At 55.6% G+C, this 22,376-nt stretch carries 15 protein-coding genes; 4 read left to right on the forward strand and 11 right to left on the reverse strand.

Features of this window, described 5'->3' with window-relative positions; genetic code table 11:
- The first annotated feature begins 68 nt into the window (after positions 1–68).
- Complete coding sequence (locus AT687_RS10820; protein ID WP_014319510.1) at positions 69–866, forward strand: LysR family transcriptional regulator; 798 nt, start codon at positions 69–71, stop codon at positions 864–866.
- Between the two features lie 161 nt (positions 867–1,027).
- Complete coding sequence (locus AT687_RS10825; RefSeq protein ID WP_014319511.1) at positions 1,028–2,848, forward strand: N-acetylmuramoyl-L-alanine amidase; 1,821 nt, start codon at positions 1,028–1,030, stop codon at positions 2,846–2,848.
- A gap of 704 nt (positions 2,849–3,552) precedes the next feature.
- On the opposite strand, the gene AT687_RS10830 is transcribed toward AT687_RS10825, so the two are convergent.
- The 11 genes from AT687_RS10830 to serS form a co-directional block, all read right to left on the reverse strand.
- Positions 3,553–4,152 (reverse strand): RloB family protein, encoded by a 600-nt coding sequence (locus AT687_RS10830; RefSeq protein WP_014319513.1) that lies wholly within the window; start codon positions 4,150–4,152, stop codon positions 3,553–3,555.
- Positions 4,153–4,179: 27 nt separating this feature from the next.
- The gene (locus AT687_RS10835) at positions 4,180–5,511 is read right to left on the reverse strand and encodes an AAA family ATPase (protein ID WP_014319514.1); all 1,332 of its coding nucleotides are present in this window, start codon (positions 5,509–5,511) and stop codon (positions 4,180–4,182) included.
- A gap of 94 nt (positions 5,512–5,605) precedes the next feature.
- Positions 5,606–6,946: a restriction endonuclease subunit S gene (locus AT687_RS12805; RefSeq protein ID WP_014319515.1), complete on the reverse strand. Its 1,341-nt coding sequence runs from the start codon at positions 6,944–6,946 to the stop codon at positions 5,606–5,608.
- Positions 6,947–8,356, reverse strand: a complete 1,410-nt coding sequence (locus tag AT687_RS10845) for a type I restriction-modification system subunit M (protein ID WP_014319516.1) — start codon at positions 8,354–8,356, stop codon at positions 6,947–6,949. It abuts the gene before it with no gap.
- The gene (gene hsdR, locus AT687_RS10850) at positions 8,353–11,607 is read right to left on the reverse strand and encodes a type I restriction-modification system endonuclease (RefSeq protein ID WP_014319517.1); all 3,255 of its coding nucleotides are present in this window, start codon (positions 11,605–11,607) and stop codon (positions 8,353–8,355) included. Before hsdR ends, AT687_RS10845 begins: the two co-directional genes overlap by 4 nt.
- A gap of 731 nt (positions 11,608–12,338) precedes the next feature.
- Positions 12,339–13,859 carry a glycerol kinase GlpK gene (gene glpK, locus AT687_RS10860; protein ID WP_010935685.1) on the reverse strand — a complete coding sequence of 507 codons (1,521 nt, stop codon included), beginning with the start codon at positions 13,857–13,859 and terminating at the stop codon, positions 12,339–12,341.
- 18 nt (positions 13,860–13,877) lie between these two features.
- On the reverse strand, positions 13,878–14,618 hold the full coding sequence (locus AT687_RS10865; RefSeq protein WP_014319518.1) for an MIP/aquaporin family protein: 741 nt from the start codon (positions 14,616–14,618) through the stop codon (positions 13,878–13,880).
- Entirely contained in the window at positions 14,618–16,342 is a 1,725-nt protein-coding gene (locus tag AT687_RS10870; RefSeq protein ID WP_014308881.1) for a glycerol-3-phosphate dehydrogenase/oxidase, read from the reverse strand. The genes AT687_RS10865 and AT687_RS10870 overlap by 1 nt, the downstream gene beginning before the upstream one ends.
- A gap of 195 nt (positions 16,343–16,537) precedes the next feature.
- The gene (locus AT687_RS10875; protein WP_014319519.1) at positions 16,538–18,370 is read right to left on the reverse strand and encodes a lysophospholipid acyltransferase family protein; all 1,833 of its coding nucleotides are present in this window, start codon (positions 18,368–18,370) and stop codon (positions 16,538–16,540) included.
- Between the two features lie 12 nt (positions 18,371–18,382).
- Positions 18,383–19,210 carry a Cof-type HAD-IIB family hydrolase gene (locus AT687_RS10880; RefSeq protein ID WP_014317267.1) on the reverse strand — a complete coding sequence of 276 codons (828 nt, stop codon included), beginning with the start codon at positions 19,208–19,210 and terminating at the stop codon, positions 18,383–18,385.
- A gap of 29 nt (positions 19,211–19,239) precedes the next feature.
- On the reverse strand, positions 19,240–20,499 hold the full coding sequence (serS, locus tag AT687_RS10885; RefSeq protein WP_014319520.1) for a serine--tRNA ligase: 1,260 nt from the start codon (positions 20,497–20,499) through the stop codon (positions 19,240–19,242).
- A gap of 97 nt (positions 20,500–20,596) precedes the next feature.
- Here serS and AT687_RS10890 point away from each other — a divergent pair, with 97 nt between their 5' ends.
- Entirely contained in the window at positions 20,597–21,370 is a 774-nt protein-coding gene (locus AT687_RS10890; protein WP_042382035.1) for a GntR family transcriptional regulator, read from the forward strand.
- A 1-nt stretch (position 21,371) separates the two neighbouring features.
- Positions 21,372–22,373 carry a septum formation family protein gene (locus AT687_RS10895; RefSeq protein WP_014311654.1) on the forward strand — a complete coding sequence of 334 codons (1,002 nt, stop codon included), beginning with the start codon at positions 21,372–21,374 and terminating at the stop codon, positions 22,371–22,373.
- Positions 22,374–22,376: the final 3 nt, after the last annotated feature.

The raw sequence follows: 22,376 nt of genomic DNA on the forward strand, positions 1-22,376 counted from the left end.
ACTATGACATGCCTGCTGTGCATGCGTACAATGCTTTTTCAACAGACCACTATGCACTGGAGACATACATGGAGCTTGAACAGCTGCGCCAACTTCAGGCCGTCGCGGAAGAAGGCACGATTTCCGCGGCTGCCGATGCCCTCCACCTCACCCAGCCCGCCCTCTCCCGGTCCATCCAACGGCTGGAACGTGAACTCGGAACCGAGCTGTTCCGCCGGACGAAGAACCACGTCGAATTCAACGAGGCTGGCGAGCTCGCGCTGGCCGCAGCCGCGGACCTCACTGCGCGCGCGGAGACGCTGCGCCGAGACCTGGCGGCGCTGAGTAGGAAGCAGCGGACGGTGACGGTGGCATCGGCAGCACCGGCGCCGAGCTGGCGGCTTGCGAAGCTCGCGACGCAGTTCATGCCGGGGCTCATCCTCGACCCGGAGCTCGCGGCGAATCCGGAGCGCGCCGACGCGGACCTGCGCATCACGCTGCGCCCACCCGGCCACCAGCTCATGACGGAGGACCTCTACGCCAACGTGCCCGCGGAGCATCGGCTGGCGGGCCGGCGCCACGTGCGGTTCGCGGACCTCAACGGCGAGCCCTTCCTCGTGCTCGCGGACATCGGTTTTTGGATGGACGTCGTGCGCTCGCACCTGCCGGACAGCGAGCTGCTCGTCCAGCGCGACGCGACCGTCTTCGAGCAGCTCCTCGCGCACTCGCCCCTGCTGGCGTTTAGCACCCAGGTCTCCCAGCCCCGCCCCGGCCGCACGTCCATCCCGCTTGCCGACGCCTCCGCGCACGCCACCTTCTTCCTTGCCCCCGGCCCCCACGCCTCGGCGTCCGCGCGCGAGCTCTACGCGGCGATTACTAGAAGCTAAGGCGCATCTGGTGCCAAGCCTCGCCGCGGCGCGCTGGCTCGTCGCGAAGCAGTTCACACACGTCTCAGGGGTTTCTTCTTGCCACTAGGTGCACTAGAGTTAACAAGGATTGTCTTTCTCCTCAGAAGACACACGCGCACATCACATCGAGGGAGAACACAGTGCAGCAACGACGAAGGCTGATAAGCCGCACGCCGAAACCAGTCACAGCAGCCATCATGGCCATCACCTTGGTCGGCGCAGCAGCCGTAGGCGTAAGCACCCACACCGTGCTATTTACCCAAGGCGACGCCATCGCCCCCATCAACCCAGAGCTGACCACATCCAGCCTTGCCGACGGCAACAACGTGCTGGTCACCGACCCAGCAATCGCCACCCAAGGCGAAGGCGAAGGCCCCAAAACCGTCAAAGAATTCCACCGCGAACAACCCTTCTCACAGTTCGCGCTCACTTGGAACGGCGAACGCGACATCGCAGCCTTCGTCCGTGGCCAACGCCCCGACGGCACTTGGACCGAATGGTTCGACACCGAACCTCTCGACTACGGATCAGACAACCCCAACCACAAAAAGGGCACCGACCTGATCTACATCGAACCCACCACCACAGTGCAGGTATCCATCAGCGGCGTTGACGTCCTTGGCCCCGACGCAGCCAACTTGGACGCAGTCTTTATCGACGGAGGAACCTCCGATCTCCCCGAAAACGGCATCAACCTCACCGCCGACTCCGACGGCATGCCCCGCGTCATCTCCCGCGCAGGCTGGGGTGCCGACGAATCCCTCCGCTGCTCCGGACCAGAATACGAAGACTCCACCGCAGCCATCGTCATCCACCACACCGCCGGCTCCAACAACTACAGCCAAAAAGAATCCCCCGGCATCATGCGCGGCATCTACAAATACCACGCACAAACCCTCGGCTGGTGCGACATCGGATACCACGCCCTCGCCGACAAATACGGCAACCTCTTCGAAGGCCGCTACGGCGGACTAAACAAGAGCATCGTCGGCGCACACGCAGGTGGCTTCAACTCCAACACCTGGGCTATCTCCATGATGGGCAACTACGACGTAGTCCAGCCCCCACAAGTCATGATCAAATCCGTCGGCGAACTCGCCGGCTGGCGCGCCAAAGTCGCAGGTATCGACCCCAAGGGCTACGACACCCACTACTCCGAAGGCTCCAGCTACACCTTCTACCCCTACGGCCAAGCAGTACGCCTGCCCAACATCTTCGCCCACCGCGACGTAGGAAACACCTCCTGCCCAGGCCAATACGGATACGCCCAAATGGACAACATCCGCAACATCGCCAAGCAGAAATACGACTCGATCCGCTCCGGCTCCGGCGCGACAGCACCCGCTGCACCGTCTACGCCAGCAAAACCAGCGCCTGCACCAGCCGCTCCCGCAGCACCTTCTGCGCCAGCCGCAACCGCTGACACTAATCCCATCGCGCGACTCAGCCAAGGCTCCACCCCTGCAAACACAGGCTCCTTGGTCGGACTTGCCGTCGCAGCAGCCACCACACTCGGTCTGATCGGCAACCTTAACAACATTGGCGACATCCCCGTCATCGGCGGGCTGAAACTCTCCCAGCTCCAGCCCATCATCGGCAAAATCGTTGAACTCCTTGGCAACAACGACATCTCCCGTGTATGGCGCGACGTAAACTCCTTCGCCAGCGCAGCCCTCGGCAACGCCCGCTCCCCCATCGCCCACTACGCCTCTGCCACCGGCACCCCCATCGACTACGCCCTCTTTGACAACGGCATCGTGATCAGCAACCCAGAAACCGGCACCAACGCCCTCTGGGGAACCATCGGCGACCTATGGGCACAACAAGGCTTCGAAGCCGGCCCCCTAGGACTACCCACCAGCTCCGTCTTTGAAGTTGACGGCCTCCAGCGCGTGAACTTCCAACACGGCTACATCACCTTCAACCCAGCAACAAGCGCCATCGACATCCAGGTGCAGTAACAAGCACAAGCTCGCCCCAGCCGGGGCGAGCTTTTTGTTTACCCATAATCTGCCAGCAATGTGGTTGTAGGATTTAGGTTTAGACGCTATAGATGACTCGGAATGATCTCGAATCCTAAAAATCTGGAAAACAAACTACGCGACGTAGTGGCGCAGAGATTTCTCGAAGATACGCAACAATGCGCTTTTGAACTGGCCGGTCAAGCTTTCGGAGTTCTTTAGCAGCACGCGGAGAAAACTCAATCGCCCAAGCTGATTGTCTCTAGCTCTCCGCACCGTATATTTCGCCCCTTGTGCCGTATTTGATGGGTTACTTACCTTTTTATGTTTGCGAGACATCGTAACGGCCACGCTCTGCCTTCGTCGGGATCCGGTAGCGCCACCGCAAAAATGGCATTATCAATACGCAGTAAATCAGAGTTTTATATGCACTGGCGGCGAAAGGGAAAACTTTGGGAAGTGTTTGGTTTGGGATTGTCTTGTTTGCTGGTGCGGCATTAACAACGGCTACTGCTGCCTATGCTGCGCAGAAAAACAACCCACAGCATTCTCTAGTAGCGCGAGCTTCAAAAAGTGCGATGTGGAGTTTCTTGGCGACCCTAGTCTACGACGCAGAACACTGCGAGGATTGTAAAACTCTTCTGTAGACCATTACAGGGTTCTTGCTGAGATGAAATTCTCAACAAGAACCACTGCATAACTTTTCATTCCTGCGTGGCATCCAGTTGTTCCAGTACCCAAGGCACCGACGACCCAGGGTTTGGAGCTGGTTTATTGCAGGTAAGATTTGGCCAAGAACGTTTAGCTCTTATAATTGCATCACGGTAATTATCCAGAGGGAAAGCGGGGTGCAGGCTCTTTCCCCGTTTTCCATCCACAATTTTCTTGCCCTTGAGCAATTTTTCCAGAGCGGTCTTATCTAGTTGTCTTGCGCAATCCTCGACATGCCAAAGTAACCAAAGCTCAAACATTGGGCTAGTGACGACTGCATCGATCTTACTATCTTCTGCGCAGCTTTGGAGAACAGAAGACAAGTGAGCGTGGGAGTCGGTGTCCATTACAAGAATGATGCGGTCGTAATTGTCTCGGAGCGATTGGGCTTTTTCGAACACCTTTGTTGGCTCTCCGTCACCTGGCACAACTTTGACGCTTAGCGAGCTGGTATTGCGACCAACAATTTGCTTGATTCTGTCGAAGTAAGAGCATTCTGACTTATCCTTGGACCCCTCAACGACAATTACCCACCTAGAAAGTAGTTTTCTTGGTGGGCGTTGCTTCCGCTTGCCCTTGGCCGACTTACTCACCTTGCCACCCCTGTTCCCCCGAAAAAGCTAACTCAAAATCATGTCCCTAATTAGGGACGTTGCCAACAATGGCACGCCACCGAGCCTACCTTCTCGGTATTGTTTTGCTAGGTTAGATTTGGGTTTCAACCCGAAGTCAGCTGCGGAAAACAGTTCACTGGATCCATCCAAGTCTTTCTGGGTGAACCACACCTGCCGGTAATCAAGCTGAAGGTCGGTATCGTTTTCCAGAAGAGTTACATCGTGGGTTGTTAATAAGATTTGACCTCCATTGCGATTAGTGTCGGGGTCTTGGAAAAGACGCACGATTTCTGCGGCAAGGTGGGGGTGCAAGCTAGTGTCTAACTCATCGACGAGCAAAAGCCCGCCATTGCGAAGCACATCGAGAACCGCAAAAGCGAGGGCTAGCCATGCGATTGTTCCAGCAGACTCGTCTTTAATACCGAACGAGACCTGCTCCCCCTGTGACTGATTGTGGACAAAGCGTAGGCTGCGAGCAATCCTGATCCGATTCTCTTCAGATATCTTGGGTTCATTCGAGTCACCGTTAACAGCTTCGGATTCAGAAAAGTGCTTTTCTATGGCCTCGAGGAACCTCGAGGCCTCGGCAGGAAGATCTTGTTCATCGAGCTCAATGCGGACAATTCCAATGTCAGCAGCCTGAGCTAGTTGCTGTAACCGTTCAACGCTAAGCTTGCCTTCCGCCAAATCTCTGGTCATCCATTGGATGCGTCGTTGGCGCTCTTGATCGCCCACGTTGTAGGTGCGCAGGTCTGCTAATTCACCAGCCAAAGGACCTAAGATTTCGTGACCGACTTGGCGAGCTCGCGATAGAGCTAATTCGCGATCGGATAACTGAGGGGCACTGCCCATTTGGGCCCCATAGCGAAGTTTGAGCTTGCCTCCGACGCGATGGCGGCCGAGTAACATCGTCGGGCGTGCACTCTTGTATTGCTTGAGTTCCTCCATCTCGACTCCATTAGGTCCGATTTCAAATTCATAGCGATAACGTAGTTCGGCACCTTTGCTGGCAACGTCTGTGACAAAGTCAATTGTGTACCTGCTCAATCCGCTCCGTGTTTCTGGAGAGAGTTGGAATGGGTCGCGAGTCATTTGATCTTCTTCGAGCCAACTTGTTGATGATCGTCGTACTGCTTCGGACACAAAATCCAAAGCTCGCAACAGGTTCGTTTTGCCGGAAGCATTGGCTCCTACCACGACAGCTACAGGGAAAAGGCAGTCTGACCACGTCTTTCCCTTGGGGGGAAGATTCGTAGTGAGAATCGGCCGCGAAAAATCGAAGTAGACATCATCACGGAAACTGCGATGGTTGGAAACTTCAAAGCTGATGAGTTTCATGAGCCATGATCATACATTAAAAAGCACCCCTGAGGAAAAGTTTTCCCCAAGAGAGTTTTAAAAAGGGGCATCTGGCTCTCTGCAGAATTCGCCACTAAGTAAGCCGACCGGAAAGAGCAGCGGAAACCAAAGAATCCCGGAGAGCATTGAGCGTTGTCAACGACTTCTGGACAAGTGTTTCGGCTTGGTTCAAGCTCTCGAGCTTAGAATCTACGAGTCGGACTATTTCCTTTTGTTCGGTAATTAGAGGAAACCTCAATTTGAACTCGAGCAGCTTCTGAAAATCAATACTCTCAACAGTCGTACCGGATTTCGCACACGTTGACCGAATTCTGGCTTCTTCTGATCGAACCAGATGATGGATGAATCGGACATCAAAGTCTTCAGATATGTTGTGAAGTATTTTCATATCTTGATTGGCAGTAAAGCTACCATCGACGATGGTTGTCGGGAGGGTCCTTCGCAAAATCCCGGACCGAACTACTAAAGCAATTGCAGGTCCAATGTACAGATTTGCAGTCGATCCGCTAATGCCCTCTTCGGTGACATGGTCTTGAGTGTCGCTTAGGATCCAACTCTTTACATCTTTCGGGGTCACCCACGGGATTGTGCCATTTTCCCAGAAGTCTGAATTTGATTTTCGCGGCGTTCCGCCGCCACCCCATTTTCCCAATTCGCGCAGATTATGGGTTACCCAGTCCTCCCGCTTAATCCCATTCTGAGCTCGCCACTGCGCGGTCAGCTGTCCCGAAACACCGGCCTGAATGAGGCTGTTTCGGTAGCTTTCAAATCCTGCCAAGAATCGCTCAGCTTCAGCAATGGCGGAATTTGTTTGTGCCAAATGTGCATCAAGCTTCTCGACGATCCGCAGTTGCTCATCCTTTGGTGGGAGGGGGATTGGCAAGGCAGTAAGAAAAGCCTTAGGGACGCGTTGTTGGCCGACTGCGCCAGTCATAGCTTGCTTAGCAACCAGGCGAAAACTGGCCTGACGCAACAATTGATGAAGGAGCTTAGGGTTGAGGAGATTCGATGGTCTGAGTACAAAAAACTCAGTTGATCCAAAACCAGCTTCAGATTCTAGATTAGGAACAATAGCCGACTTGCCGTTTTCCATGCATGGAGTGATCTTGGCGAATAAAACATCACCCTGGGCAAAGCAAGTATATCCTTTGGAAACACTCGAGTAGTTTCTTCTCTGTACTTTGGTGATCGAACCTGAAATGTCCGATACTGCCGCCATTGGAACGAATGCGACTGGGGCTTCGTTTGGCAGGTTAAATGTGGGTTTGGGGGGATTAAGTTCACAAATAGCTCCCAACCGCACCCACTTCCAATGCTCTGGAATAGGGTACGGCTGTTCCTCAACTGGTACTAGGGCCTCATCAGGGATATTGTCAAAGTCAGTGATGAGGGGCGATGTGCCTTTACGTGCCATCTATTTTCCCTCGCTGGTCTTCAACTCGTCCGCAAGGGAACGTAGGATGTTCACGGCTGCTTCAAGCAAGTCAGCTGCTTGTGTCGCTTGCTCGGCGGGATCGTAGGTATCCCAATCGATGCTGACCGATTCTTCCCTGATCAGGCCAAGGTCAAGACTGTCGTCCTTGGCTGCGATTTCCGCACGGGTGAAGTGGGAGAGACGGTCGTCGACAAGCGTTGTGCGGTCCGTGCTGGCGTAGGCAGCCGCGAACCCCGCAAAATGCTCCTTTGTAAGTGGGGTGCGCTTGCCGAAGGACGGCATGTTGGTGCGTAGATCGTAGAACCAGACCTCTTTGGTGTTGTCCTTGTCGGTGATGCCACGCTCGAAGAACAATACATTTGTTTTCACACCGTTGGCGTAGAAGATGCCGGTGGGCAAGCGCAAGATGGTGTGCATGTTGCACTTGTTCATCAAATCCTCACGGATCCGGCGCCCATCGCCGTCTGAGAACAGCACGTTATCGGGCAAAACAACCGCTGCACGACCGCCGCGTTTGAGGCTGCGGTAAATGTGCTGCAGGAAGTTCAGCTGCTTGTTCGACGTCGGGAAAGTGAGGTCATCGCGGGTAGCACGCTCGCCGCCGCGCTTGGTGCCAAAAGGCGGGTTAGTGAGTACCACGTCATAGCCATTGAGGTCCTTTCCAAGTGGTGAAAGGGTATCGCCCAAGTAGATAGGAGCCTCGATATTGTGCAGCATCGCATTCATCAGAGCCAGACGGTGTGTGTCATGAACCAACTCAACACCTGTGAAGGCTTCCTTGACCTGAAATTCGGCTCGATCGCCGTCCAGAGAATAGTGATTGTCAGTATTTCGGCGCACGTATTCGCTCGCTGCGATCATGAAGCCAAACGTGCCACATGCAGGGTCGTTGCAGCGTTCTCCCGGTTGAGGATCGATGAGACGAACCATGACGTCGATAAGCACGCGAGGGGTGAAGTACTGGCCGGCTCCAGATTTCTTCTCATTTGCGTTCTTTTCTAGGAGCCCCTCGTATAAATTGCCGAGGCCTTCTTCACGGGCGGAGTACCAGTCGAGATCATTGATTGCGTCGATGATCTTCTTCAAATTCTTGGGCTCATCGATGTTAGTCTGGGCGCCGGTGTAGATTTCACGAACTCGCGAGGTGGACCCCTCACCAAGTTCTCGGAGCATGTCCTGGTAGAACTTCTTCAGTTCAATCCCCTCGAGGACGCGCAGGTCATCCCAACGGAAACCTTCTGGAAGATACTTTTCCGTGTCTGTTTCCTTTGCCATCTTAAGAAACAGCAAGTAAGTGAGCTCCGTGACGTACTGGTGGTACGTGATTCCGTCATCTCGCAATACGTTGCAGAGGTTCCACAGCTTGGCAACGATCTCTTGAGTTTTCACGCAATGCCTTCTTGATCTTCATACATGTGTTGATTGAATTCCTCGATGACGATACCGAGGTTTCCACCGAAGGCTAAATCGATCTTCTTGAAGCCACCACTTTGGCGGAAACGTGGATCAGCATCGAAAGTTTCTCGCGTCAATAACAGTTCATTCTCTAGGTATTGTTCGATACGGGACAGCCATCCCAACTCCACCCGTGAGAAAGAGTGCTGTTTCTTCAGCCTGTTTACAGCTCGTTGCACACGCTCTTTATGGCTGATCAGCGGTGAACCAATGGCAAACCGACGAACAAGCGTAATGATGTCCGCAACAATTTCCTGATTTGAGGTTTGCGACAACGCACTTGACAGCTTCTGCTCGGTGAATCCCTTACGATCCAAGGTGAGTTTCAGTGACTTCAACTGATCTCGGGTCAAGTCCGAAGGGCTCGTGCAGATGACTTTCAGCGCCGCAATTTCATCCGCGTTTTCTTTCACAAACTGGGTGAACTCCGCCAAATAGTCGCTCGGGGACTCCGCCAGACCATAGTCGCGAGTATGCGAAATCAGCTCGTCTTCTTTATCTGAAATAACTTGCCTACGAGGCTCCCCAGTGGGCATGTTGTCCAGCAATTCGAACAACACAACATTGTCCTTCATCCACTCCCTGGCATCATCTGGTGCCAAATTCTTCAGCGTTTTAGCGACATCACCCAATGACAATCCGCCTGTCAGGTCGGATATGTGCTCCACTGCGCTATCGCGAAGGCGTTGCTTTCGGCGCTGCAGCTTTGCGACGACCTGTTCCACAATTGCCTTCAGCCCATCCCCATCAGAGGCAATGTCCAAACCTTCCATCAGATCACCGAATGTAGATGTCGGACTAACGGATACAGGTTTCATGGTACTGACCTGCTCGAGCGCCTCGTAGACACCTACAGGATCGTAAACGCTGAACTTGTCTTTCTTGATTTCAGGGCACAGGCGAGTAGCTCGGCCCAGCATCTGCTCAAACAGGATGCGCGACTTCACGCGTCGCAAGAACACCAATGTGGTGATTGCCGGTACGTCAATGCCCGTAGTCAGCAGATCGACCGTGACAACGAGTGATGGAAAGCTTTCATTCTTAAACTGCTTGATCGCGTGCAGGATCTTCTTCTTGTTCCCACCAGCAACACTGCCGGTGATCTTCATAATTGCCGAAGGATCAACTCCGTGCTTGGCAAAGATGTTCTTCAGGATGTCTACGACCAAATCTGCATGGGCATCGTCCACTGCGTAGATAAGGGTCTTGCCGAAAACCTCTGGCAGACTCGGATCGAGATCTTTAGCGATCTCTTCCAGCACAGCTTCATTGAATGGCCTAGTCACGACCTTTCGATTGAACTGCTCAACGTCAAATGTGACCTCATCGGCAAGTTCGGCACTATTAATGATTTCTTCGGTTTCGGCGTCGTAAAGCGGCAGTGTCTCACCCTTACCAAAGGTGATGCCTTCAGTAGAGAGTTTGGTGGAGAGGCGGTGTGGTGCATCGTGGTCGATCAACCAGCCATCCGTTACGGCCTCGCGGTAGGTGTAAGTGAAAACAGGTGGGCCGAAAATTTCTGTTGTATGCAGCGCTGGGGTTGCCGTAAGTGCGATCTTGGCGGCATCGAAATAGTCAATCAGACTGCGATAGGCAGACTGATAATCAAACTGATTCCGGTACAGCAGCTCGTCCTCAGACATTTCCTTGTCTAGCAAATAGCCGCGGTGGGCCTCATCCACGATGATCAAGTCATAGTCAGTAACCGACGGCTTGAAATCATCGCCAGGATAAAAGACCCGTTTCACCATGCTTTGAACCGTGGACACATGCACCTTGGTGGATGGTTCAAGCTTGATGTCTTCTAGTCCCTTGATGTCGTAGAGCTCATCCAAGGTCATCAATTCTTCGAGCTTCACATCCTTGAATGAATCCACAGCTTGCTCGCCAAGGGAAGTGCGGTCAACAAGGAATAAGATACGGCGGAACCGCTTCGATTTAAGGAATCGATAGATCATGCCAATGACCGTGCGAGTCTTACCAGTACCGGTAGCCATTGCCAGCAGAGCACTTGATTTACCCAGCGCAATTGCATCTTCCACTGCATGGATTGCCGAAACCTGATATTCACGCAGGTTTAGGCCGAGAGGGTCAGTCAAGAGCTCATCGCTGAACCCAGAAAGTACTGCTGCAGCTTCCTGGGGCTGTTCATCGACTAGTGCTTGCAAGCCTTCGGGACTTGGCCAACCTTTCAAAGCCCGCGGAGTGTTCAGGCTTTCTCGTACATCCTGGAACCATACGCCTGACTTTGTTTCCAGTTGCGCCAAATATGGCCTGCCGTTTGTCGCAAAAAGGAAAGGAACTTTGAAGTCACCCCACCGGCCAAAAGTGAGCTCAAGATGTTCGGGCTTAATACACCGAGCATATTCCTTAGCCTGGTAGTCAAGGACAGAAGGTATGTCAGAGTGCTCGGCCTTCGCCTCAATGATTCCGACTAGGGTTTCGCCGATGAACAAGGCATAATCAGCGCGGCCATTACGTCCTACGGATGAATCGGTGGGCCATTCGGCGATAGCAAGATTCTTACCTTTTTCAGGACGAGTCCCCTCTGAAAAACGGACCTTGGCTGTGTCTGCGTCCCACCCGACGAGTCGCAACTGCTCGTCAATCAGCAAACGAGTCTCGGCCTCTGTTTTCGGGCGTTGATTTGCCGCTTGAACGGCACGTTTCGTGCGCTGATCCTTGGAGATAGGCTCGGCAAGTTCAGCCTTTACTTCATCCGCTTCCTTAAGCTCCGCGGTCTTGTCTTCAGAGATCGGCGCTGATTCAGACAGTTGTTGCTTGGTCGAGTAAGTCGGAATTTCTAAATCAAGCGGGCCATACGTTTGAGCAAACCACCCGGCAAGCGAGTGAACTACAGGGAGAAATTGGGTTGCGGTTTCCGCATCTCCCCAGCCTTGGTGAGCTGCCTTGTTTCGAGCTTGACGGACAAGATGAAGAATATCCTGAACATCTTTGGGCAGGAGTCCCTCGCGGCTCAATGCATCGATTCTCTTTACAGCCGTGTTTTCATAAGGCTCTTGGACATGATCGAATTTCATCATCATCGAGACGATGTTCTCGCCCAGCATGCCCATCTTCATGATCGAAGAATTTGGATCAGATTCCCGATACTTTTCAGCTAGCTGCCCAAGGTTTGCTAGGGAAGGAAACGGTAGTTCCAGAAATGAAAAATTGTCGGCCATGCTGTCTCTTCTTGTTGCTCTGTCGCGGCTACTTCGTTTTATTATCTACCTAATTATCATTTTAGGAGTAGATCTTGCGGTTTTGTTTTGTTTACCGATATGTTCTCTAAGCTAGAGAACAGAAATAACTCGATTTTTATTGATCACGGGTGCTTACCACCTCTGACTATGTTGTCTCATGCTAAGAGTGCGGATAAGAAAACATCAGTCACTATTCGTATTGACATTTACTTGCAATTCGATGCACATCACCGTGAAACGACTCGGTATAGACAAGTCTCAGACATATTAATTATCTTCAAGCAAGATTTGCCTGTCCCCTGTAAATACACATTCATGCAGATATAAAAGAACATATCAGCTCTCTGCGAGTAACGAATACCGTTCGCACTTCAGCATTCCAAAAAGCAAAGCTACCAAGCTGTCATCACAGCATTTGAAAAAGGATTGTGGGTCTATTGCAATGGAAGGAAACGACCGACTATAATTTTGCTCCCAAAATTACAGGCTTTAGTGCTACACACAGCAAACGATCTAGAAATCATAGCAATCAAATTTCGCAATCGACACAACGCTCAGATTTAGCACCTCGACTAGACGTCTCAATGAATTGCTCCGCTTATCAACGAACTAATCGGATATGTCAATACACCTTCAAAATCCCAACCCACAAAACAAACCCGACGAGCTGGATAGTTCGTCGGGTTTGCTGTTATTTCAGGTGGAGGCAGTTAGTTTTCCCAGTTATAGGTGCGTTCGACTGCTTTGTTCCATTCGGCAAGGAGCTCGTCGATCTTGTCGGCGTCCATCTTGGCGTGCCAGGTTTTGTCCACTTCGTTCATGTTGCGGAGTACGTCGAGACTGTCCCAGTAGCCCACGCCGAGCCCGGCTGCGTAGGCTACGCCGGTAGCTGTGGTTTCGATGTTCTTGGGGCGCGTGACGTCGGATCGTAGGACGTCGGCTTGGAATTGCATGAGCAGTTCGTTCATGACCATGCCGCCGTCGACACGCATTTCGGTGAGTTCTACTCCGGAATCCGCGACCATGGCATCGATCACTTCGCGCACTTGGTAGGCGGTGGCCTCGAGTACTGCGCGGGCGAGGTGCTTGCGGTTGGCAAAGCGGGTCAGGCCCACGATGACCCCGCGGGCGTCGGGGCGCCAGCGTGGTGCGAATAGTCCGGAGAATGCGGGGACGATGTACACGCCACCGTTGTCGGGTACTTCGCGTGCGAGGTTTTCGATGGCGGGCGAGTTCGGGATGATTTGAAGGTTGTCGCGTAGCCATTGGACGAGCGAGCCCCCCATGGCAACGGATCCTTCGAGGGCATAGACCGGTTTTTCGCCTTCGAGCTGGAAACACACGGTGGTGAGCAAACCGTTTTCGGAATGCTTCGGGGTTTTGCCTGTGTTCTCCAGAAGGAACAACCCCGTGCCGTATGTACATTTGGCATCACCTGGCCGGAAGCATGCCTGCCCGAACATTGCGGCTTGCTGGTCACCGAGGATCGCGCGGATCGGAACACCAGCTAGTGATCCACGAGCACGTACTTGGCCGAAGTTACCAACTGAAGGACGAATCTCTGGCAACACTTGCATTGGGATATCCAACGCGGCACATAGTTCCTCATCCCATTGCAGGGATTCGAGGTCCATGAGCAGGGTGCGGGAGGCGTTGGTTACGTCGGTGGCGTGAACGGCGGGCTGGCCGTTGTCGCCCTCGGCACCGCCGGTCAGGTTCCACAGCAACCACGTGTCAATGGTTCCGAAGAGCAAATCGCCGTTTTCTGCTAGTTCGCGAGCACCCTCGACGTTGTCCAATATCCACTTGAGTCGGGGACCCGCGGGGTATGAGTTGATGAGCAAACCGGTACGTTTCTGCCATCGGGCAGGGTCGCCTTGGGCTAACTCCGAGCAGATGGAGTTAGTGCGGGTGTCCTGCCACACAATGGCGTTATATATGGGCTCACCAGTAGTTTTGTTCCAGACCACCGTGGTTTCACGCTGGTTGGTTATGCCTACGGCCACGATGTCTTCACGGGAGACGTCGCTTTCGGCGAGTGCTGTCCCAACGGCTTGGCGCGTGTTGGCCCAGATTTCCATTGGGTTGTGCTCTACCCAGCCTTTTTGGGGGAAGATTTGTTCGTGTTCGTACTGGCCAACGCCTACTTGTTGGCCGTTGTGGTCGAAAATGATGCAGCGTGTCGACGTCGTTCCTTGGTCAATCGCAGCAACATACTGTGGTTGATTCATTGGTGTGGTTCCCTTTCACTACAGCACTACAGTGGCCAGCACTCCGCAGAAGACTGCGGCGATCATGGGGCCGACGATCGGAACCCAGGCATAGCCCCAGTTCGCGGATCCTTTGTCTTTAATGGGCAGCACGAAGGCGTACATCAGGCGGGGGCCGAGGTCACGCACAGGGTTGATGGCGTAGCCGGTCGGTGTGCCTAGTGACAAGCCTATGGCAACGATCACAAAGGCGACTGCGAAATAGGTCATGGGGCCTAGGTCGCCGCCGGTGGGGCCGAAGAAGATGAACAGCAGCAGTACACAGGTGCCGATGAACTCGGTGACCATGTTCCACCCGTTCTGATTGTGGGCGGGGCCGGTGAAGAAGATACCGCCGGTGGTGCGGTTAGCTCCCGTGACGTTTCCATTTTCGTCGGTGTTGTTGGCGTCGAAAAGCTGCTTGAATGTCAGCCAGCACAGGATCGCACCAAACATGGCTCCGAGGAACTGCCCGAGAACATAGCCGCCTACCAGGTTCCATGGTGTGCTGCCTTTGATCGCCAGCGCGATGGTGACCGCTGGGTTGAGGTGGCCGCCGCTGGGGCTTGCCACTGAGGCACCGACGAATACCGCCATGCCCCAGCCGAAAGCGATAAGCACCCAGCCAGTTCCTTTGCCTGTGGAGGTGCGCAGGCTGTTGACGGCGCAAACGCCGTTACCGAGGAGCAGCAGGAGGGCTGTGCCCAAAAACTCCCAGCCGAATGCTTGTAGGGCGGTCATCAGTTATCACCTGACACATCCACATAGCTGCGCACCGCGGAGCCTGCCACGATGTGCTCGTTGGCGGCCTTATCGGTGAGTTCCTTCTCGGCGGCGATTTCAGCGGACACGCGGTCGGTGAACGCGGTGACCTCGGCGGCGGTGCGCTCAGCGTCCCAGCCAAGGTAGTCGGCAACGAGCTCGGCGATGGCGGGAGCTGCGGCAACGCCACGGTCGGCGTATTCGATGCCGGCACGTAGGCGACGTTCCACGATGTCCTCGACGTGCAGGGCACCCTCGTGGGTGACGGCGTAGACGGCCTCTGCTTTGATGTAGCCCGGCGCGCCTGGGATGGGTTCGAGCAGCTCAGGCTTATCGACGCTCGGTTCTAGGACCTCATGGACGAGGGAGCCGTAGCGGCCGAGCAGGTGCTCGACGACGTCCTCTGTGGTGCCGAAGGTGCGGGCGATGCGTGGTGCTTGGTTTTGTAGGGCGTGGTAGCCGTCGGCACCGAGGATCGGGGTGCGTTCCGATTCGGAAGCTGGTACGCGGAAGTCCAAGTCTTCGGCGGCGAGGTCGACTGCGTCCTTGCCGATCACGCGGTAGGTGGTGTACTTACCACCGGCGACGGAGACGAGTCCAGGCATGACCTTTGCTACGGCGTGGTTGCGCGACAGCTTGGTGGTGGTGTCGGATTTGCCGGAGAGCAGTGGGCGGAGTCCGGAGTAGACGCCGACGATGTCGGAGTGTTGGATGGGCCGGCGGACTCGCTGGTTGACCTCGTCGAGGATGTAGTTGATGTCGGCGGCAGTTGGTGCGGGGTCTGCGCGGTTGAGGTCCCAGTCGGTGTCGGTGGTGCCGATGATCCAGTATTCACCCCATGGGATCACGAAGAGCACGGACTTTTCGGTGACAAAGCACATGGCTGCGTCGGCATCAAAGACGTTCTTTGGTACCACGATGTGTACACCCTTGGAGGCGTGGACCGAGAAGGGGCCGTTGCCGCCGGCGAGCTTTTCAATGTGGTCGTTCCATACGCCGGTGGCGTTGATGAATACCTTGCCGCGGATGGTGGTTTGTTCGCCGGTGTCGGTGTCTTGGAGGATGGCGCCGACCACGCGTTGGCCGTCTTTTTCAAAGCCGACTACTTGGGTGGAGGGGCGAACATCTGCGCCGAGTTCGCCGGCGGTGCGTAGGACTGTCATGGTGTGGCGGGCGTCGTCGACAAGCGTGTCAAAGTAGCGGACGGATCCGACCACAGCGTCGTCTTTTAGTCCTGGGGCCATGGCGAGTGTTCCCTTGCGGGAGTAGTGCTTTTGCATGGGGACTGATTTTGCGCCGCCCATGAGGTCGTAAAGAGTAAAGCCGCCGAACATCATCACCCGTTCCCACACGTGGTGTGTGAGGGGGAAGAGGAATTTCAGCGGCTTGACCAGGTGCGGTGCGAGCGTCGACATGTTGAGTTCGCGTTCGTGGAGGGATTCGGCCACCAGCTTGAAGTCCAGCATGGCGAGATATCGCAGGCCACCGTGGAACATTTTTGATGATCGTGAGGAGGTGCCGGCTGCGAAGTCTCGGGACTCTACGACGGCCACTTTGAGGCCGCGGATTGCTGCGTCGAGGCCTGCGCCTGCGCCGACGGAGCCGCCACCGATGACGACAACGTCGTATTCTTCTTCACCGAAGCGCTGCCAGACGTCCTGGTAGTAGTCGGGGTTGAATGTGCAATGGGATTTCGTGGTCATAGTTGCCACACTCCTTCTTTGCGTCCGAGGTTTGCCCCAACCCTACTGAACCGTAAGTTAGGCAGACTAGACCCCTAGAGCAAGTTTTTTAGTTTCGGAGATAATAACAACTGGTAGCAGGTGATATAACCAGTGGTGGTGGCGGCAAAAACGGGCTGCGCGACATACGCCACACAGCCCGCTAACCCCCGCGATTTACACACTTTCAGGGGTAATAAAGTGCTTGTCTAAGAAATTAATTATCCCGTCTTTGTCCGGACGATCGCACCACTGCGCAGCCTCCCGCAACACCACCACCGGCGCCGAGACCACCGCAACACGATGCCCCGCACGCGCCAACGCGCCTGCCTCCGACGCATCAGCAGCACACACCAGCACCTCATCCCAGACATCCCCCACACACGCCTGCACAGCCGCCTCAACAGAAGCCTCAGGCGAAACAATCACACAACGATCCGGCTCCCCAGGCAACGGAACAACCCGCACTACCTGCGATAATTCCTGCCACAGGCCTGGATCAGCCCCCAATCCAGAAACAACACCATGGTAAGCGCCTTTCCATTCCACACCAAGGCCCAAGCTATCCACACACTCTTGCACGGCAGCGCGAAGCTCATCGGAAACCACACACTCATGCAACACAGAGACATCCGTATCACTCACCGTGGCGGCCACCGCACCAGCGCTAGCACTGACACAGACATCCGCACCCGACTCCTGTGCCACCTGACGGGCAAGCGCCACCACCCGATCCATGCCACTGATCGTGGTCAGCACCACCGTGTTCTGCTGAGATAACGCCGTCACCTGAGACAACACCGACGGCGACAGCGTGACCTCAGGATACGCAGCCACCGCACCATCGACGCTGAGCACCAACACGCGTGGCAACTCAGTCTTTGGTGCGTCCTTACGCTGCGGCAACCGATCCAACAACATGCTGACCTGGGCCGTCGCCTGCACCACCACAGGATTAACCTGACTAGCAGTCACCGCCTGCCCATACAGATCAGCAACACTACGACGCAGCTGCTCACCGGCATCCATCACACGGTCTTTACCTTCCTTCGCGCTAGAGACAACCTCCTCAACGAACTCGTCGACAGTGTCCTTCAACACCGACAACGCCTTACCCGCATCCGCCTTCGCGGGCACCTCCCCATGCAACACGTCTTCCACACGGTGTCGAGCAGCGTCGACAGCACTCGCGCCCGCCTTCGTGGCCTGCTTAATCCGCTCCGTCAGCTGCGCGATCTCCTCCGTGAGCACGCGCACACGGCGACGCTCCTGCTCCACCTTATCGTCTTCCGCCTGGGCTTCGTCGAAAGTCGGCGCACCGCCGCCCAACCGCGCCGGCGCCCACAACGCACCAGGAGTAATCGGCTCCTCCGCCTGATAATCAGACCACACCTCCTCAAGTCCCGTGATCATCCGACGACGCAACTCCTGCGTCGCCTCATTCACATCACCCTCGGGGTACCACGCTGGGAACACCTTCATATGGATCGGCGAACCAGGATGAATCAGGTTCTTCTTTTGCCCCTTCGTCCACACCCGCTGCGACCCCACCACCATCACCATGATGATCGGAACCCCTGCCGCCTGCGCCATACGCACTGCCCCTGGGCGCAACGTCTTAATCTCAAAGCTGCGCGAAATCGTCGCCTCGGGGAAAATGCCCACCAATTCCCCCTTTTTGAGCATGTCCACCGCCTGGTCAAAAGCCGCGGTGCCGTCGATGCGATCCACAGGAATATGACGCATCTCCCGCAACAGCGGACCAGCAACCGGATGCTTAAACACATCCCCTTTAGCCATGTAGCGGACATACCTACGGAACTTCCTAAACGGATATCCCGCATAAATAAAGTCCAAGTACCCCGTGTGGTTAACCACCACAACAGCGCCGCCAGACTCTGGAACATTCTCCTCGCCCGAAATACGGATCTTGATGCCCTGGGCAGCCGTGATCGCGCGCACAGCACCAATTAGGTTGAGGTACAAAAGATCTTGGAACATGCCTGCCATGTTACGGGGTTGCTACCCCTGCAGCCACTCCCGCAATACCACCGCAATGCCTGCCTCATCGTTCGTCGGAGCCACCACATCAGCGGCACGCTGCAACTGATCGCACGCATTACCCATCGCAACGCCAGTGCCCGCCCAACGAATCATCTCAAGGTCATTGAGCATATCACCAAACGCAATCGCATCCGCAGGATCCACACCAAGGTCTTGCGCCACCACGTCCAACGCCGAAGACTTATTCACCCCAGGCTGCATAACCTCCAACAAACCGTCCGGCATGGAATAGGTCACATGGGCCACATCTGCGGGTACTACGGGGGCAACCAAGCGATGCATCTGCTCCGATGTCAGCGCATCATTGCGCAGCAACAGCTTCACCGCAGAACGCGCTAACACCCGATCGAGTTCCACCGTGGAGTGCTCAATAGACTCCCACGAATGCACAAAATCTGGGGTCACCATAAAAAGTTCACTGGGCATGTCATGCGCAGAAACCCCTGCGCGTTCTACTCCCACACCGCAACCGCCGAGATCGCTCAGCGCCTCACGGGCAACGCGCACCACCGTGCGCATGGTGTCGGAGGCAAGCTCACGACGATACGTAATGCGATCGCGGGCGGGATCATAAATCACCGCACCATTAGCACAAACACACAGCGTAGGCGGAATATAAAGCTGATCGATGATCGGGTGGATCCAGCGTGCGGGCCGCCCCGTGGCCACAACGAACGACACCCCAGCACGCTGGGCAGCCGCAAGCGACTCTTTCACCGCACTGGGGATTCGTTCCCGAGAGTCGATGAGCGTTCCGTCGATATCACTGACAATAAGTGCGCTCATCGCTCTCCTTGTATCTTTTCGTTGGGAAATTACTTCTTTGGCTCGAGCACTTCCTTGCCCACGAATGGACGCAGTGCCTCAGGAACGATCACGGAGCCATCAGCCTGCTGGTTGTTCTCAAGGATAGCGACCAGCCAACGCGTGGTAGCCAAGGTACCGTTCAGGGTTGCTGCAGTGTGTGCCTTGCCAGACTCGTCACGGTAGCGGGTGCGCAGACGACGTGCCTGGAAGGTGGTGCAGTTCGAGGTCGAGGTCAGTTCACGGTAGGTGTTCTGGGTTGGAACCCATGCCTCGGTGTCAAACTTGCGGGCAGCAGAGGAACCAAGGTCGCCGCCGGCGACGTCGATAATGCGGTAAGGCACCTCAACAGCAGCCAACATCCCGCGCTCCATGTTCAACAGAGCTTGGTGCTGCGCAACAGCTTCTTCTGGCTTGCAGTAAACAAACATCTCCAGCTTGTCGAACTGGTGCACGCGCAAAATACCGCGGGTGTCCTTGCCGTAGGAGCCCGCTTCACGACGGAAGCAGCTCGACCAGCCCGCGTACTTAATAGGACCATCAGACAAATCGATGATCTCATCCTGGTGGTAACCAGCCAACGCCACCTCGGAGGTACCCACGAGGTAAAGGTCATCACGCTCAAGGTAGTAGATCTCATCCGAGTGAGCACCCAAGAAACCGGTACCGGACATGACCTCTGGGCGGACAAGCACAGGTGGGATCATCAGCTGGAAGCCATTCTCGCGGGCCTTTTGCGCCGCAAGATTCAGCATGCCCAGCTGTAGGAATGCGCCATCGCCGGTGAGGTAGTAGAAGCGTGCACCACCAACCTTGGTGCCGCGTTTGACGTCGATAAGCCCAAGCGACTCACCAAGATCGAGGTGATCCTTTGGCTCGAAATCAAAGGTACGTGGAGTGCCTACGTGCTCCAAAACGATGTAGTCATCCTCGCCACCAGCTGGGGCATCGGTAACAACGTTGCCGAACAGCATTTGGATCTCGTTGACCTTGGCCAACGCTTCAGCCTCGGCCTCCTCCGCCGCCTTCACGCGGGACTTCAGCTCGTTAGAGCCCTCCAGCAAAGCGGGACGCTCTTCTGGGGAGGCCTGGCTAATCTTCTTGCCAAAGGCCTTGTGCTCGGCGCGCAGGTCGTCGGCAGACTTAATGGCCTCGCGGCGCTTCTCGTCAGCCTCGAGGAGCTGATCCACCAGAGCTGGGTCTTCGCCACGAATGCGCTGGGACTCGCGGACGACATCAGGGTTTTCGCGGAGGAACTTTAGATCAATCACAAAACTTACACTACCGCGTTCCTGAGTTAAGAGGGTGGTTCGGACCGCCCCAGACCCCGCAATGGTTCAAAGATCACACCAGAAACCCTCGCTGGTTATGACCACTCACAGTATGCTCATACCTATGGTCGACACTCTCCTGGAGTTGCCCGCCAGGACCCTGACTGACGGAACCAGCACTCCAAAACACCAGCAACTCAGGGAAATTCTCGAAGAACTCTGCCGCACCCAGCTCAAACCTGGCGACATGCTCCCCGGCGAACGCGCCCTAGAGGAGCAATACGGAGTTAGCCGCATCACGGTACGGCGCGCCATCGGCGACCTCGTTGCCACCGGCCAACTGCGACGCAGCCGCGGCAAAGGCACCTTCGTTGCCCAAGCCCCCATGATTACTCGGCTGCAGTTGGCGTCGTTTAGCGACGAAATGGCCGCCCGCAAGATCGAAGCCTCCAGCAAGATCCTCGCATCCTCATGGTCTTCACCCAGCGCCGTCGTCCACGAATTTTTCGGCACCGAACAAGGCACCCCGCACACCCACCTCGTGCGCGTCCGCCTCGGCGGCGGCAAACCATTTTGCATTAACGACGCCTGGTACAACTCCGCCATCGCACCTGACCTGCTCGAAAACGACGTATATAAATCCGTCTACTCCATCCTTGAGCAGAACTACGGCGCATCTATTACCGGTGCCGAACAAATCACCACTGCGGTGGCCGCCACCCCAGAAACCGCGCGGATTCTCGGCGTGGATGTCGGCGAACCACTACTGAAGGTGGAACGCCACGCACACGCAGGAGAAAACCCCATCGAGTGGTGTTCCTCGCTCTACCGCACCGACCGCTTCGCGTTAAGGACGTTTATCACGAAGTAGTATGGGCGAAATGAGTTCGAAAAAGGTTGCAGGTTTTGCAGGTGTGGCTGCTCTCGTAGTGGCTAGCGGCGTAGGCGCGTACACGTACACGGCCTCGCAACACGCCAACGCGCCCCACCCGCAGACCTCAACGTCTAGCGCACCAGCCGCCTCCGTCGGGTCGTTTACCAGCGCTGACGCTGGCGCATGCCTGACATGGGCAGATAACGGCGGCAAAGTATCCAAGTTCGAACAAACCGATTGCGCAAGCGAGCACCGCTTCGAGGTGTCCTCCCGCGAGGACCTCAACGCCTACCCATCCAAGGAGTTTTCCAACAACGCCGCCAAACCAGACCTGACCCGCCAAGCGCAGCTGCGTGAAGAGCTTTGCCTCAGCCCCACCTTGCAGTACTTGGGTGGCACCTATGATCCGCTGGGACGTTACTCAATTGCGTCGATTCTGCCGCCGCAGGATGCGTGGGAAAAAGGTGACCGCACGTTGCTATGTGGTGTGCAGGCCACGGATGATTCCGGCAAGGTGATCATCACCTCTGGTAAGGCCGCTGAGCAGGATCAGTCCCGCATTTTTGGTGCTGGGCAATGCCTGCTGATCGACGCCGCCAAGGCCACCCGCGTGGTCGATTGCCAGCAGGATCACCAGCTAGAGATCACCTCAGTAGTAGACCTCCAACCGGTATTCCCACAGGTCATTCCGTCAATTGAGGATCAAGACAACCACCTACAACAGGTGTGCACTCAGGCAGCCCGCGACTACCTTGGTGGCGACGACCCCCTCTACTACTCAACCTTGCAGCCCTTCTGGACTACCCTGCCCGATAATTCTTGGTCAGGTGGTTCCCACAGCGTGAACTGTGCACTCGTGTTCGGCCAAGAGGACGGCAACTTCGGGGTGCTGCACGGCACCGCCAAGCACGGTTTTACTATCAACGGCCAGCCCCCTGCGCCTCGCCCCGAACGTGCTCCGATTGTCAACCCCGAGGTGCTCGAAGGCACGGCTCCTTAAAGC

It is taken from the genome of Corynebacterium diphtheriae (assembly GCF_001457455.1).
GTDB lineage: Bacteria > Actinomycetota > Actinomycetes > Mycobacteriales > Mycobacteriaceae > Corynebacterium > Corynebacterium diphtheriae.

What these genes read in the sequence shown, in the direction of transcription:
- AT687_RS10880 (WP_014317267.1), bottom strand. Translation starts at nt 19,210, where the DNA reads ATGAGCGCACTTATTGTCAGTGATATCGACGGAACGCTCATCGACTCT.
- AT687_RS10870 (WP_014308881.1), bottom strand. Translation starts at nt 16,342, where the DNA reads ATGACCACGAAATCCCATTGCACATTCAACCCCGACTACTACCAGGAC.
- AT687_RS10890 (WP_042382035.1), top strand. Translation starts at nt 20,597, where the DNA reads ATGACCACTCACAGTATGCTCATACCTATGGTCGACACTCTCCTGGAG.
- hsdR (WP_014319517.1), bottom strand. Translation starts at nt 11,607, where the DNA reads ATGGCCGACAATTTTTCATTTCTGGAACTACCGTTTCCTTCCCTAGCA.
- AT687_RS12805 (WP_014319515.1), bottom strand. Translation starts at nt 6,946, where the DNA reads ATGGCACGTAAAGGCACATCGCCCCTCATCACTGACTTTGACAATATC.
- AT687_RS10895 (WP_014311654.1), top strand. Translation starts at nt 21,372, where the DNA reads ATGGGCGAAATGAGTTCGAAAAAGGTTGCAGGTTTTGCAGGTGTGGCT.
- AT687_RS10820 (WP_014319510.1), top strand. Translation starts at nt 69, where the DNA reads ATGGAGCTTGAACAGCTGCGCCAACTTCAGGCCGTCGCGGAAGAAGGC.
- glpK (WP_010935685.1), bottom strand. Translation starts at nt 13,859, where the DNA reads ATGAATCAACCACAGTATGTTGCTGCGATTGACCAAGGAACGACGTCG.
- AT687_RS10865 (WP_014319518.1), bottom strand. Translation starts at nt 14,618, where the DNA reads ATGACCGCCCTACAAGCATTCGGCTGGGAGTTTTTGGGCACAGCCCTC.
- AT687_RS10835 (WP_014319514.1), bottom strand. Translation starts at nt 5,511, where the DNA reads ATGAAACTCATCAGCTTTGAAGTTTCCAACCATCGCAGTTTCCGTGAT.
- AT687_RS10875 (WP_014319519.1), bottom strand. Translation starts at nt 18,370, where the DNA reads ATGGCAGGCATGTTCCAAGATCTTTTGTACCTCAACCTAATTGGTGCT.